Here is a 14506-nt window from a genome sequence, read left to right on the forward strand (position 1 = left end):
GAATTTTTAGCAAAGACAATGGCCATACAAAGTCAGTTCGCTCAAGCTATTAAACTGTAGCATCAGCCAGTCGCAATCCTCTGGAGTGATGCCAAGTGCAGCAAAAGGCAGGATCTGCCAGTAGCAGAGATAATCTTGATTGTTTCGCTGGAGGAACAAGCATCAGTCTTGGCGAGCAATAGACCAACATCCCAAGAAGAGTTGACTGCCTCTGTCGTTTTCTTTGCGATCCGGGCCAGTTATCGGCTATCGGCGTACTGGCCAATTACGGCTACCCCGGCTATCAGAACGCCATCTTCCCCTTCGCTACCGGTTGTCAGGCGATAGTTCTCTACGTGTAGCAACAATGCGATTCGCCAAAAGCGTTCGCCGGTCCAATGGAGCTTTCAGCACATCTTTACCTACGTGAGCAGTACGGTGAAAACAACATGGGCATGCCGTTTCCCTGGAAGATGTTTATGACGATGGAAGCAAAGGTTGCGAGTTCATTTCTGTAGTACGCACCTAGAATAAGTTGGCCAAAACTAAACACTAGCAATGAACACAAACGAAAAAAGGGCTGCCCTGACAGGCAGCCCTTTTTTTCGTTCAGATCAGCTCGAATTACTTCTTGCGAGCCCATTTCGGATTTTTCATCGGATCGCCCTGGTAACCAAGAGCTTTCCAATCCATACGACCTTCATCACCATGACAGTCAAGGCAGTTGAGTGACTCGCCAGCCTCGGATACCATGTGATTGATGCGCCAGAACATCTGGGTTTCAACGAAGTCAACTTTGCCGCTAAACGGCAGTCCGGCTGCCTTCATACCCATCTCGGCCGACTTCTTCCAGTCGAAAGTATGCCAGTACCCGTCATCATCGATCTGATGAACAACCAGCAGGGTTTTGTATTCCGGGTCGTAGGCCTGCTTACCACGCATAACTTTGAACGGATAGATACGTGCACCTTTATCTTTGAGCGAGGAAGTCGGACCGGCAATCGTCAGCACTTTCTTCGGATCTTCAATTTTCTGGCCACGCACATAGTTGACAGCTTTACCGGTTTCGAACCAAGCATACTCAGGCGGAACCATCTTGCCGTACTTCATGTCGCCCTTCTTCTTTACGTAAAGAGGCTTGCCATGCTTGTCCTTGGTCACATTGCGCTCCGAGTCACCGGAAGTGGACCAATCCCACCAGGTTTTGGTCGGAATTTCCTTGGAGTAATAAGGAATGTGGCAGGTCTGGCAAGCAATAGAGGCAACGTGCTCGTTCAAACGGGACTCTTCATGCGGAGCTGCCGTGTGGCAATCTTCACAGCTGAGCTGGCTTTCTGCGCCCGGCGAAACGCCGAGGGAGTTACCAGGAATAACATGCTCTTTGGTCACGTGGCAGGCCTGGCAGGCAAAGTCCTGGCCGTCGAGGCCCATGTGGACATCAGTCTTTTTCTCCGGGTAGGACATGGAGGAGTCGAGGTCACCGTGCTTGACGGCGTCGCCACCACCGCCATAGAAGTGGCAGGTACCACAGTTATCGCGTACCGGCTGACCAACGTTCTGAGCAATCCGCAGCAGGTTGAGGCCATTGAAAACCCGGCCGCCACGAGCTTTTAGATAGGTACCTGTCGTATCGTGACACACCAGGCAATCGACCTTGGTCTTGTCACTGAAATCGAAACTGTCATCTTCCCAGCCATAACCAGCGTGGCAGCGGTTACAGGATGGCTCATTGGTTCTGATCTGCGTACAATAGTTGTTGAAAGTGTTCTTCTTGCCGGCTTTCACTTTTTTGCCATCGATCACCTGCTCCAGGTTCCAGGTCCAGTGACTCGTCAACATGAAAGCATCGGCCTGCTCCTCATGGCATTCAAGGCAGACTTTTGTGACATCGGGACCGGTTTTGAAGTCGCCCTGAACATATTCTTTGTGCGGGTTAGCAGCCACCGCCGGCACTGCCAGCATGGCCACTGCGAAAAGGGCTAGAAGTACATTCTTGGTCTGTTGCATGCTTTTGCCTCCGTATGCAAACAAAGCTGTTCACCGCAGGATTCCCCTGCAGTTTTGGTTCAGTGTCGCGTTGCGATCACCTTGTGAATTTAAAACCTTACCATTAATTCCGACAAACGATATCACAAGAGGAAAAAATATACATTAATTTTTTACAACAAAAAAAGGGCCCCCGAATCGGGAGCCCTTCAACAAGACAACTAAAATCTTACTTGATATTACTTGGTACGCGCTGCTGACTTATCTTTCATCGGATCAGCGCTGTAACCGAGTGCAGCCCAGTCAAGGCGGCCATTATCACCGTGGCAGTCGAGGCAGGAAAGCGCCTGCTCAGCCGGTGAAACCATGTGGTTCTGGCGCCAGTACATTTCAGTGGCGACGAAATCGTACTTACCGCTGTACTTCACTCCGCCAGCTTCGCTACCGAGGCGGGCAGCCTTGTCCCAGTCAAAATCGTTCCAGTAGCCACCCTCGTTGGCAACCTTTGCAGTCAGCAGATAGTTGTACTCGGTATCGTAAATCTGCTTGCCGCGCATAATCTTGAACGGCGCAATCTTAGCGGTCATATCGTTACGATCACCCAGAGGGTAGGCAATTTTAACCACTTTGTTCGGATCGATTTTCTGACCTGGCAGATAGGGCTTACCTTGACCATTGGACCAGAAGTACTCTGGAACCAGTTTCTTGACGTACTCCATCTTGCCCTTCTTTTTGACATAAGTCGTGTGACCATGCTCTTTCTCAGGGCCACGATTCGGATCGCCAGCTTGCGACCAATCCCAGCTTGTCTTTGTCGCAATGTCCTTTGCAACAACAGGGATGTGACATGTCTGGCAGGCAACCGTATCGATGTGAGCATTCAGGATGCTCTCCGAGTGAACCTCTTCACCGTGACACTGAGTACAGGTGGTGTGATTCTTGCCGCTCGGACCAACATACAGGGAGTGCCCTGAAATCTGGTGGTCCTCAGTCGTGTGACACTCGATACAGGCAAAGTCATTCCCCTCGACATCCATGTGAACATCGATTTCTTTTGTCGGGTAAGACATGCTGCTGTCGAGGTCGCCGTGCTTAACGGCATCACCGCCACCACCGAAGAAGTGACAGGAACCACATTGATCACGTCCTGGTTTACCAACGTTCTGAGCAACGTCAAGCAACGGAACAACTTTACTCGGCATGCCGGCACCATTACCCATTTTCCCGTAGCGACCGGTGGTATCGTGGCAGACCAGGCAGTCGATATTTTCCGGGTTGTCAAAATCGAAAGTGTCAACATCAGTCATACCGTAACCGGCGTGACACTTGGCGCAGAACTGCTCGTTACCACCATTGACGGCAGTACAGTAATTGTTAATCAGGTTCTTTTTACCGATGAAAACTTTTTTGCCGTCAACTTCCTGCTCTTGTGCCCACTGCCAGTGGACGGTCTTCATGAAATCTTTTGCCGCGCCCTTGTGGCATTTCAGGCATTGACGGGTGACATCCTGCGGCTCGTTGATCGGCCCCTTGATCCGGTTTTTGTGGCTGCCAGCAATCGCGGGTACAGCAATCAAGCCGATCAGCAACAGCATCAGACCAATCTGAGACATACGGGTAATCATTTTCTGCATTGATTCACTATCCTTTCCTGTTTGATATCCACATACTGCTATATTAGATAAATCAGATATAGTGTTTTATGGTAATTTCCCGACAGAGTCAATTGGAAAATTATGCGATTTACCTGAGCATTTTAATAAGCTGTGAGTTCTCAGATAGTTATGCAAAGCTCATGAAAAAAAATAATTGTATACAGACGTTCTCTAGGTTTTTTCAGGAATGAAGGGTACGATAGATTTTTTCCGCCAGCGCCACCGGCAAGCCAGGCATCTCTTGCAGTTCTTGCAATGACGCAGCCTTGATCTGTTTCAGGCTGCCGAAATATTTCAACATAGCCTTGCGTCGCGCCGGCCCGACACCGGGGATATCTTCCAGCGATGACCGCAAATTCGCCTTGCTGCGCAGTTGCCGATGGTAGGTAATAGCGAAACGATGGGCTTCATCACGCAAACGCTCCAGCAGAAAAAGGGTCGGTGAACCGCTACGGAAACTGACCGGATTTTTCCGCCCCGGAAGAAAGAAACGCTCTTCACTGCGCTCTACCGCCTTGCCCCGCACGTTGGCAACAACCCTGCTTTTGGCAATACCAACAGCCCCGATTTTGCCATTCAGTTTAAATTCAGCCAGCACTTCGTTCAACACGCCAAGTTGTCCTTTGCCGCCGTCAATCAGAATCATCTGCGGCAGCTTTTCTTCCTCAACCCCGCGCGTCAAACGTCGCCGCAACACTTCCGCGAGCGAGGCATAATCGTCCGCACCTTCCACGGTCTTTATTTTAAAACGTCTATATTCAGCGTTTGCCGCTTCACCATCGAGCAACACCACCATGCTGCCAACGGCGTTGGTTCCCTGCACGTTAGAAATATCGTAACACTCGATCCGGCGCGGCAAAGCCGGCAGATGAAACTTCGCCTGCAGCTCCTCCAGCAAACGTTCACGGGCATCGCGCTGGCTGCCTCGCTGCTTGAAAGACTCTTCAGCGTTTCGCTGTGCCAGTTGGCAAAGCCGCTTTTTTTCTCCCCGCTGGGGTGCCAGCAGCATTACTTTCCGCCCCCGCTTTTCACTCAGCCAATCAGCAAGCAGGTCGCTGTCCTCCAAGGCAAACGGCAGCAGCAACTGATCCGGCAGGATGACATCGCGGGAATAATACTCCCGCAGGAAGGCAGAGAGCAGTTCCGGCAGATCGAGAATCCACTGCAGTGGATAACTGCGCCGTCCGAGCAGTTTGCCCTGGCGGATAAACAGCAAGGTTAATTCCACCTCACCCCCGTCACGATGCAGTCCGATGACATCCTGGTTGCCGCCACCATAATCGGCGACCTTCTGTTTCTCCACACTCTTCTCGATCGAGCTAATCTGATCGCGCACGCGCGCTGCTTCCTCAAACTTCATTTCAGCAGAAGCAGCCAACATCTGTTCACGCAGGCGTTCGACCACCAGCGATTCACGTCCTTCCAGCAGGTCGATAACCCCATCAACCAGTTTGCGGTATTCAGCTTTGCTGATTTTCCCGTGACAGGGCGCGCTGCATTGGCCAATCTGGTGAAACAGGCAGGGGCGACCTCGGCTTTCACAGCGTTTGATCGACGAATGTCGCAGCGGGAAAATACGGTAGATTTCCTTCAGTGTCTGCCTGATCGCTCCAGCGGACGAATAGGGGCCGAAGTAGAGAGCGCCATCCGCTTTGACCTGCCGCACAATCTGCAGAGCCGGGAAATCCTCGCGCAGATCGATACGCACCGAAACGTACGTCTTATCGTCGCGCAGGTCGATGTTGTAGCGCGGCCGATGTTTTTTGATCAGGGTATTTTCCAGCAGCAGAGCTTCTTTTTCCGTGTCAGTAACGATCACCTCAACCCGCTGAACTTTCTGCAGTAACAGCGGGATATGCGCCCGGCCATCGCCACCGGCGACAAAATAGCTGCGCAGCCGATTGCGTAAATGCTTGGCTTTACCGACATAGAGGATTTCATCGTCGGCGCCAATCATCTGGTAAACACCACATGAGGTCGGATATTTCGACAAGTCGATTTCGATCATAGTCATCGCAGGATAAAGGAAAAATCTCGCAGGATAAAGGTCAGCGCGACAACCTTTTTACTTCTTCTTGAGCAACATATTGGTATAATAATGTTTTTCCGCAACGGAATTGAAATTATCTTCCTTTATGAATAAAGAGGGTTTTCTGTGAATCCATTCTGGAGCAACATCTTCCGCGGCAGCAGCGATCAGGATTCGCTCGCTTATTTTCTTGGTACCGTGGCCATTTTCAGCAAGCTGAAAAGACGTGAGCTGAATTTCCTGGAAAATATTGTTCACGTTCGCAACTACAAAGCCGATGAAATCGTTTTTGAAGAAGGCGATATCGGCTCCGGTATGTACGCTATCCGCTCCGGACAAGTCAAAATTTACACCCGCGATGAGAATGGCAATGAAATTGAAGAGGCCATGCTGGAAGCGGGAGACTTTTTCGGTGAGGCCGCGCTGACGGCATCACGCCCCCGGATTGCATCAGCCCGTACGACAGAATCCTGCGTTTTAGTCGGGCTGTTCCGCTCCGATCTGCTCGACACAGTAAAAAAATATCCGGCCATATCATCGAGAATCCTGCTCGGTCTGGCTCGGGTTATCAGCGATCGGCTGCACCAGAACACCCTGATGCTGAACGATTTAAAGCGTCAGGTGGATAGATCATGACAGAGCAGAGCGGCCTGAGCCGCGCACAGGTAATCCTGCTCTATTTCGTCCTGACAGCATCGATCGCTTCAGGCATTGCGATCTTCTCTTCGGCCTCAACCATCACCAACATGTTTCGAACAGCCACCGACGGGCTGTTCCTGCCAATCCTGCTGTCGTTAATCGCGGCTTTTCTGCTCGACCCCCTGGTGCAATTTTTCGAACGCGAAAGAATCGGCCGCACAGCGAGTATTTTCATCGTCTATTTCCTTGTTTCGATTACCATCCTCACCCTGCTGATGCTGATCGGACCACCGAACTGGAAAGGGATGATGCAAGCGCTTAAAGCTGATTTTCCGCGCTATTTCGGTAGTGCTGTAGACTACTTCAATATTAAATTGAGCTCGGTACAGACCCATTTCCCCTTTGTCAAAAGTTACGATCTTGTCGACAAGCTGCGCAGTTCGACGGAAGAATTGCTGGCGCTGATACTGGCGCAGACGCCGAAATCAGCGATGCGTATCGGCAGCCTGTTCCTGCTGGTCCCGCTATTTTCTTTCTTCTTCCTGCGCGACAGCCGCCGCATCATGCGCGGTTTTATTTCGCTGACACCGAACCGCTACTTCGAGATGGTGCTCGATATCTACGACCACGTCAGCTGGCAGCTGGCTCACTTTATCCGCGGTCGCATCCTCGAAGCGCTGATTATCGGCATTGTTGTCTGGATGGGCTTATCACTTACCGACATCCGTTACGCACCTATCCTCGGCATCATCGCCGGGGTGACCAACCTGGTTCCTTACATCGGCCCGATCGTCGGCATGATCCCGGGGCTGGTGATTGCCCTGGTCGACCTCGGCATGGGCGGCCAGTTCTGGTGGATTCTCTGTGTTTACCTGCTGATAGCCCAGATCATCCTCGACAATTTCATTCTCATCCCTATCCTGATTTCACGGGTCTCCAACCTCCACCCGCTGCTGGTGATCCTAGCCATCATCATGGGGGGCAAAATCTACGGGGTGCTTGGCATGATCATCGGTGTGCCGATCGCCAGTATTATCAATATTATCATTATCGAGATCCGTCAGTACCATACGACCTACGCCCCACACTCCCAGATCGTCAGCCAAAGGGACATGTACGATTAGATGATCGATACGCAGTTGCTCAAGCATGTCCGCAAGCTGGTTACAGAGGTCGGGGCTTACCAACTCAGTAGATTCCGCTCCCTGCCGCCGGGTGGCGGCGAGGAGAAAAGTGCACGCGAATTCGTCTCTGAAGTCGATCGTCATTCCGAAGATCTGTTGCTTAAAGGGCTCGGCAACCTGCTCCCGGAAGCAGGATTTTACGGGGAAGAAACCGGCATCAGCGGAAGCAGCAAGCTACGCTGGGTCATCGACCCTCTCGACGGAACCAGCAATTTCCTCAGCGGTCTTGACCAGTTCTGTATTTCCGTCGCGCTTGAAGTTGAAGGTCAAACTGAGCTCGGTGTCGTCCTGCGTCCGGCATCCAAGGAATGTTTCACTGCTTTGCGCGGCCAGGGACTTTTCCGCAACGATCATCGCTGTCCCCAGGTCACCGACCTGCCTCTGCAACAGGCACTTATCGGGACCGGGTTTCCTTTTCGCTCCAGAGACCTGTCTGCAGAGTTCTTCGCCTGCGCAGAAGAGGTCCTCTACGCCAGCCGCGGATTACGTCGCTTTGGTGCCGCGGCCCTTGATCTGTCGTATGTTGCTGCCGGATTCCTGCAAGGGTTCTGGGAATCCGACCTGGAACCTTACGATGTCGCCGCGGCCCTGATCTTTCTGCGCGAAAGCGGATGCATTGTTACAAACCGGTCCGGCAAAGAATATTCCCCCTACCGCGACCGCCTTCTGGTCTGCGGGCCTCCGCAAATCCATGCCTCGCTAGTGGCCCTGGTGAAAGACCATTACAGCGTCGATTGATTTACCGACCAACATTTTAGCTCCCCATTCCACTTACATAAAACGCAGAAAGTACGGCATATGCCACATCCTCTGCGTTATATGACGAAATTTTTTTTAAAATTTACTCACATAAATTCTTGAAAAAAAATTAAATTTCTTTATAATCTCGTCATTAACGTATTCTTAGGTAATTGCGCGCTGCGAATATTTTTAAGGCACGGAACCTGCTTAAACCTAAACGCAGCTTAATGTTTGGATAGGAAGGAGCAAAGAAACCATGGCGAAAATTCTTGTTGCAGAAGACAGCGAAACTGAATTGGCTTTATTGAAGGAAGTTCTCGGATCGACCTCGCACGAAGTTGTCACCACCGTCGACGGTTTGGCTGCGGAAGCGGAGGCACGCAAAGGCGGTTACGACCTGATCATTCTCGACGTCATCATGCCGGGCAAAAATGGCTTCCAGGTCTGTCGCGCTCTGAAAACTGATCCAAATCTCAAAAGCACGCCGATCATACTGCTCACTTCCAAGTCGGAAGCCAGCGATAAATTCTGGGGCAAGAAGCAGGGTGCAGACGCCTACATCACCAAGCCTTATGAGCCGATGGAGCTTTTGCTCGAGATTAAAAAGCAGTTGGGAGGTGCCTAATGACTTTGGCTCAAGCCTTTAGTGAGCACCTGGTTGCAGGGCAGCAAGGGCAACTTGTCGTCAAATTCGTGGGTGACGTTCATCTGTGCAAGATTCTCGTTGAAGACGGCCGCGCCGTACACATTTCTCATGGCCGCGTCTCTCCTGAAGAAATTCTCGGGACGCTGGCAAGCAAAACCGTTGAGTGGGTCAACTTTATCGCCGGCTACCCCGTGCGCAAAAAGCTTGACTTCCCACTACATGAGAACCTGATTGCAACCGTCTCCGGAGCAGCCGCACCAGCGGCTCCTGCTGCACCAGCAGCTCCTACTCCGGCAGCGGAAGAAGCAGCTCCACAACCGGCCGCACCAGCAGCGGAGGGACCGCAAGTCGCAGCCGACAAAGTTGCTGCAGCTGTCGATGGCTTCGTTGATCGCGTTGGCCCCCTGGGAACCATCCTGGCGGAGAACGCTGCAGGCGCTCTCGGCTATGTTTCCGGCAACCCGATGCCGATGTCACATTACACAAACTTTATCGACGCGCTGAGTCAGGAAGTTCCGGAAGACGAGCGTGGCGACTTTATTGAGCAGTTCAAGCTCTAGTCTCGATACGAGAGACCTTCAGGGGAGTAAAACATGTTTAAAAGTATGAGTATCCGTAAGCGGGTTTTCACCATTCTGGCACTGGTCTACATCTTCTCCATGGCAGTGGTTGTCGGTACCGGCTACTACTTCCTCACCGAAGATACCCGCCGGGAGGCCGCAGAGAAAACCGAACTGTTCCTGCGCTCGATGAACGCGAACCAGAAATACATGCGCGCCTTCGTACGGCCGAAACTGAAAGAAATCACAGGCGGCGCATATTTCCCGGAAGCATCGGTTGGTGCCGTTATGCTGGCAAAATCCGCGAAAATTTTGGCCAGTGCTTACCCGGAATACGTCTTAAAAATCAGCTCACCCAACCCACTGAACCAGGAAAACCTCTCCACGCCTTTTGAGGAGAAACTGATCGCCGGCTTCGACAATGGCGATTTCGAAGAGTGGGAAGGCTTCACCGAGCGGAACGGCGAGCAGCATTATGCCTCCGCAGTTCCGATTGAGGCACGTAAAGGCTGCATCTGGTGTCACGACACCCCGGAAGTCGCCCATCCTGACATGGTTGCCGAATACGGTAGCACCTCAGGCTATGGTTACAAAGAAGGTGACATCGTCGGCACCCGGATCGTTTATGTTTCGACCGAGGAGATCAAGCAACTGACCTGGAAAAAGCTGGCATTCCTGAGCGCGGCAGTTTCCATCCTGTTCCTCGTTGCCCTGATCGTCATCGACCTGATTATCAACCGTAGCGTCGTCAAACCGATCGAGAACATTGTTGACGTGGCGGGCGATATCAGCCGCGGCAAGATGGACCGCTCCTTCGATGTCGACACCAAGGACGAAATCAAGTCGCTGGCGGACGCCTTCAACCGGATGAAGGTTTCGCTCGAAAAAGCGATGGACATTCTCAGGAAATAATCCCTAGACCTAAGGAGTCTGTATGAAGAAACGTCTTCTCCTTCTCCTTCTCGTTACCGCGGTGCTGGCCCAGGTGGCCAGCGCCGCAAACGCGAATCCTCGAGTCGGCAAGAAGCTGTTTGACCGTGTTTGCAGGATCTGCCATATGCCTGGATCAGAAGCCGGCGAACTTAAGCCGTCGAGTAAAACCCAGGAAGAGTGGCAGCAGCTTATCGGTAAGAACAAGCACCGCTGTGACCCGAAAGTTTTACATAACTTAACCCCAGAGGACAAAAGCTCTCTGGTCGCATTTTTGAAAGCTTACGCTGCAGATTCCGTTGAATAGGAATCGACCAAGTATGTCACGGCGATATTCGATCCGTTCCAGCGTCTGGAATGATTTGGGATCGCCCACGCCAAGGAGTTTAGTATGAAGCGTTTCATCGTATTGTTGATCATCTTTTCCATGGTCCTTGCATTAACCAGTGTTGCCTACGCTGCCAGTTCACGCCGTGGCAAAAAAGTCTTCGCCAAGGTTTGCGAAACCTGCCATATCAAAGGGAGTGACGCTGGCAAGCTGAAACCATCGAAGAAGACCATGTCCCAGTGGAAGCGCTTCGTTGAAAAAAACAAGCACGATGCCGACCCGAATGTTCTGAAGAACCTCTCCAGTAAGGACCGTAAAAACCTGCTGAAGTTCCTGCAGGAATATGCCCTTGATGCCGATACCATCGAGACCTGCGGTTAAACCAGAACCAGAACCAATTTTAAAACAGGGGTCGCTGAAGTCAGCGGCCCCTGTTTTTTTGAGTACTCCCGGATTGATCCATTGGCAGCAAAACTGCTAGGCTATGGCGATCAATCAGCCAGGGAACCCTGATGACTCAAAACTGCCGAAGCTGCCAATTCACAAGCTTTACCGAAAGCCTGCCACCACTACTCGACAGCATAAATGCGGCTGAAATCTTCTCACAGCAGACACAAATCCTGTTGAAGCCGAACCTGGTCAACACGTCATCGCCACCGATCACGTTACCGGTGGAGGCGATGCGGGTACTGGTTGAATATATCCGCCGATGCAGCAAAGCTAGTTTGATTATCGCTGAAGGGACAGGAGAACCGCACATCAATACGTTCGATGTCTTCACTGCTCTGCGATACGACGAATTGGCGGTGGAGTATGATCTGAAACTGCTCGACCTGAACGAAGCGGAGAACATCAAGCTAAGCGATAAGCGGTGTAAAGTATTCCCGGAAATGTATCTGCCGAAAATCGCTTTCGACAGCTTCATCGTTTCCTTTCCGGTGCTTAAAGCCCACAGCCTTGCCGATGTCACCCTGGCAATGAAAAACATGATGGGCTTCCCCTCGCATCACCATTATCAAAGTGGGGGGTACTGGCGCAAAGCGGCCTTCCACGCCAGCATGCATCGTTCAATCTTTGAACTCAATTGTTATCGCAAACCTGATCTTTCGATCATCGATGCCAGCATCGGCATGGCTGAATATCATCTCGGCGGGCCAACCTGCAATCCACCGGTCGGCAAACTTGTCGCAGGACTCGATCCGGTCGCAGTCGATGCGGTTGGAGCGGAATTACTCGGTTTCGCCTGGCAGAATGTCGAGCACATTCGGCTGGCAAATGGGGTGCTGGGGTGCGCAGAAGCTTTGTCAGGCAGCTAATTCAGCGGTCGAAGGCGAGCTTGAATCCGAATAACAGCATGATGCTGCCAGTCAAACCGTCGAGTGTGCGCCGAACAGCTGGAGCGCGCAACCAGCGGCCAGCCTTTCCCACCAGGGTCGCCAGCAGCGACTGATAAATCATCGCGATTACGAAATGCAGGCCAGCAATCAGGAGCGATTGCTGCAGCGCAGACGCTGCCGGATCAATAAATTGTGGCAGAAAGGCCATGTAGAAGACGATAGTCTTCGGGTTAAGCACATTCGAGAGCAGGCCCTCACGGAAAGAACGAGAAAAACGGAAACCGGAAGCAGCGGTTTTCGCCGCTGACATGTCCCCATGTTGATGACAAGCTGAACGCAAACTGGTTGCGCCGAGCCATATCAGGTAACCGGCACCTATAAGCTTCAACGTATTAAATGCAAGGGCAGATTGCAGCAGGATCAGGGATATCCCGACAGCAGAAACGAATGCGTGCACGAACAACCCACTGCAAATGCCGAAGCTGCTGACAACCCCATCGCGCCAACCACCACGATGACTGTTGCGGATCACCAGCAGGGTGTCGACGCCAGGCGTGATGGTGAGCAGGGTAAGCGGGATGAGGCTGGTCAGTAACATAGTTGTCCGTTTCTTTGTCCCTGCAGAAAAGTCAAAAACAAGAGCAAGGAAGAAAAAATCTATTCGCCCAACTCCCGTGACCGGTTCGCCGCAGCAGAAACGGCCTCCATCAGCGTTGTTCTCAAGCCCTTCTTCTCCAGCGTACTGACGCCGGTAATTGCCGTTCCCCCTGGCGAGCAGACCCGATCGCGAAGAATTGCCGGATGTTCTCCCGTTTCGCGCACCATCAACGCGGCACCAACAACCGTCTGCACTGCCAGCGCATGGGCGACATCACGGCGCAGACCTTCGCGCACACCACCATCAGCCAAGGCTTCAACCACGGTATAAATGTATGCCGGTCCGGAACCGGAAAGACCGGTCGCAGCATCCATCTGCCGCTCGTCGATCACCTGCACCTTACCGACCGATTCAAACAACTGCTTGACCATATCCAAGTCTTCCTTGGTCGAGTTGTGCCCGCGGCAGATTGCACTGGCTCCCTCGCTGACCAACGCCGGCGTATTCGGCATAACACGAACGACCCGCGGCTTGCCAACCAGGTGTTTTTCGATCTGCTTGCAGGAAACACCGGCCAAAATCGAGACCAGAAGTTTTTCGTTAGTATAAGCAGAACTGATCTCCTGCAGGACTTCGTCTGCGATCTGCGGCTTGATCGAGAGAACAACAATCTCGCATTTTTCCAGCAGCTCGACATTATCTGCAGTCAGTTCGATTCCATATTCCTCGCTTAAATGGTCACGGCGATACTCGCTCGGCTCCGATGCCATAATTCGATCGACAGGAAAACCACCAGCAATCAACCCCTTGATCAAGGCTTCTGCCATATTTCCACCACCAATAAAACCGATTTTATGCACGTTGGTCATCTTTTATGCGTCCTTTCGCAAAAGCCTCGTTGCAAAACTTCCGCATCTGTTTATCACAGCAACAGAAAAAAAACACCATTTGTGACAAAAAAACGGCTTGATTCAGTGCGTTAACAGGTATATTTACGGCTGGTTCAATTTAAACCTGAAGCTCGAAGGATGACATTATGGATCTCTGGTACACGGAAAAACACAGCGACAACGTCGGCATCACCATGAAAACGACCGGGACACTATTTTCCGGCAAAAGCGAATTTCAACAACTCGACATCATCGACACCCTCGAGTACGGCAAAATGATGCTGCTTGACGGCCTGGTGATGGTGACCGAGCGGGACGAATTTGTTTACCATGACATGATCGCTCACCCGGCGCTGTTCGTTCACCCCGAGCCGAAACAAGTCCTGGTTATCGGCGGTGGAGATGGTGGAAGCATCCGTGAAATCATGAAGCACAAAGGGGTCGAGCTTGCAACATTATGTGAAATTGACGGCCTTGTGATCGAAAAATCTATCGAGCTTCTCCCGAGCATGGCTTGCGAGATCGATGGCAGCAATCCCCGTGTAAAGCTGCATGTCGATGACGGACTGGCTTACATCCGTGAACACCAGAACGAGTTTGATATCATCCTGGTGGATTCCACCGACCCGATCGGCCCGGCGGTCGGCCTGTTCGAAGAGGATTTCTATCGCCTGGTGTTCGGTGCACTGAAAGAAGACGGAATCATGGTCGCGCAGAGCGAGTCCCCCTTCTATCATGCGGAAATCCAAAAAAACATGTACAAAAATCTCCGTGCGGTCTTCCCGATCGTTGAGATGTACCAGGCATTTATCCCAACCTACCCGAGCGGATTCTGGAGCTTCGCCTTTGCCAGCAAGAAATATCATCCGGTCAAAGATTTTGATCGCGAACGTGCTGCTTCGCGGGACTTTTATACCAAGTACTATAACGAAGACCTCCACCTCGGTGCCTTCATGCTGCCGACCTTCGCGAAAGAAAACATTGCCGATTAAGTGCAGGATAAG

General features: G+C 51.9%; 15 protein-coding genes. 10 read left to right on the forward strand and 5 right to left on the reverse strand.

Going from position 1 to position 14506, the window contains the following annotated elements:
- Positions 1-603: 603 nt before the first annotated feature.
- From BUB13_RS11490 to uvrC, 3 genes are all read right to left on the reverse strand, one after another.
- Positions 604-1986, reverse strand: coding sequence for a tetrathionate reductase family octaheme c-type cytochrome (locus BUB13_RS11490; RefSeq protein WP_072908907.1), 1383 nt, complete (start codon positions 1984-1986; stop codon positions 604-606).
- Positions 1987-2204: 218 nt separating this feature from the next.
- Positions 2205-3599, reverse strand: coding sequence for a tetrathionate reductase family octaheme c-type cytochrome (locus tag BUB13_RS11495; protein WP_208610161.1), 1395 nt, complete (start codon positions 3597-3599; stop codon positions 2205-2207).
- A 202-nt stretch (positions 3600-3801) separates the two neighbouring features.
- Entirely contained in the window at positions 3802-5628 is a 1827-nt protein-coding gene (uvrC, locus tag BUB13_RS11500; protein WP_072908908.1) for an excinuclease ABC subunit UvrC, read from the reverse strand.
- Between the two features lie 147 nt (positions 5629-5775).
- Between uvrC and BUB13_RS11505 the strand changes: the two genes are divergently transcribed.
- The 9 genes from BUB13_RS11505 (at position 5776) to BUB13_RS11545 (ending at position 11993) form a co-directional block, all read left to right on the forward strand.
- On the forward strand, positions 5776-6285 hold the full coding sequence (locus BUB13_RS11505; protein WP_084092051.1) for a cyclic nucleotide-binding domain-containing protein: 510 nt from the start codon (positions 5776-5778) through the stop codon (positions 6283-6285).
- Entirely contained in the window at positions 6282-7412 is a 1131-nt protein-coding gene (locus BUB13_RS11510; protein WP_072908910.1) for an AI-2E family transporter, read from the forward strand. The genes BUB13_RS11505 and BUB13_RS11510 overlap by 4 nt, the downstream gene beginning before the upstream one ends.
- Positions 7413-8210, forward strand: coding sequence for an inositol monophosphatase family protein (locus BUB13_RS11515; RefSeq protein ID WP_072908911.1), 798 nt, complete (start codon positions 7413-7415; stop codon positions 8208-8210). It begins immediately after the preceding gene.
- 259 nt (positions 8211-8469) lie between these two features.
- Positions 8470-8838 carry a response regulator transcription factor gene (locus BUB13_RS11520; RefSeq protein WP_072908912.1) on the forward strand — a complete coding sequence of 123 codons (369 nt, stop codon included), beginning with the start codon at positions 8470-8472 and terminating at the stop codon, positions 8836-8838.
- Entirely contained in the window at positions 8838-9419 is a 582-nt protein-coding gene (locus BUB13_RS19155) for a DUF8082 domain-containing protein (protein WP_072908914.1), read from the forward strand. The genes BUB13_RS11520 and BUB13_RS19155 overlap by 1 nt, the downstream gene beginning before the upstream one ends.
- A 33-nt stretch (positions 9420-9452) precedes the next feature.
- Entirely contained in the window at positions 9453-10331 is an 879-nt protein-coding gene (locus tag BUB13_RS11530) for a c-type heme family protein (protein ID WP_244151868.1), read from the forward strand.
- Between the two features lie 22 nt (positions 10332-10353).
- Positions 10354-10656: a c-type cytochrome gene (locus BUB13_RS11535; protein WP_072908915.1), complete on the forward strand. Its 303-nt coding sequence runs from the start codon at positions 10354-10356 to the stop codon at positions 10654-10656.
- A gap of 84 nt (positions 10657-10740) precedes the next feature.
- Complete coding sequence (locus tag BUB13_RS11540; protein ID WP_072908916.1) at positions 10741-11058, forward strand: c-type cytochrome; 318 nt, start codon at positions 10741-10743, stop codon at positions 11056-11058.
- 131 nt (positions 11059-11189) lie between these two features.
- Positions 11190-11993, forward strand: a complete 804-nt coding sequence (locus BUB13_RS11545; RefSeq protein ID WP_072908918.1) for a DUF362 domain-containing protein — start codon at positions 11190-11192, stop codon at positions 11991-11993.
- Between the two features lies 1 nt (position 11994).
- Here BUB13_RS11545 and BUB13_RS11550 read toward each other — a convergent pair whose 3' ends face one another.
- On the reverse strand, positions 11995-12612 hold the full coding sequence (locus tag BUB13_RS11550; protein ID WP_072908919.1) for a LysE family translocator: 618 nt from the start codon (positions 12610-12612) through the stop codon (positions 11995-11997).
- A 59-nt stretch (positions 12613-12671) separates the two neighbouring features.
- A complete protein-coding gene (proC, locus tag BUB13_RS11555; RefSeq protein ID WP_072908920.1) occupies positions 12672-13481 on the reverse strand; it encodes a pyrroline-5-carboxylate reductase in 810 nt (269 codons plus the stop codon).
- A gap of 167 nt (positions 13482-13648) precedes the next feature.
- Between proC and speE the strand changes: the two genes are divergently transcribed.
- Positions 13649-14494 carry a polyamine aminopropyltransferase gene (gene speE, locus BUB13_RS11560; protein WP_072908921.1) on the forward strand — a complete coding sequence of 282 codons (846 nt, stop codon included), beginning with the start codon at positions 13649-13651 and terminating at the stop codon, positions 14492-14494.
- Positions 14495-14506: the final 12 nt, after the last annotated feature.

Origin of the sequence: Malonomonas rubra DSM 5091, assembly GCF_900142125.1 — a bacterium.
Lineage (GTDB): Bacteria > Desulfobacterota > Desulfuromonadia > Desulfuromonadales > Geopsychrobacteraceae > Malonomonas > Malonomonas rubra.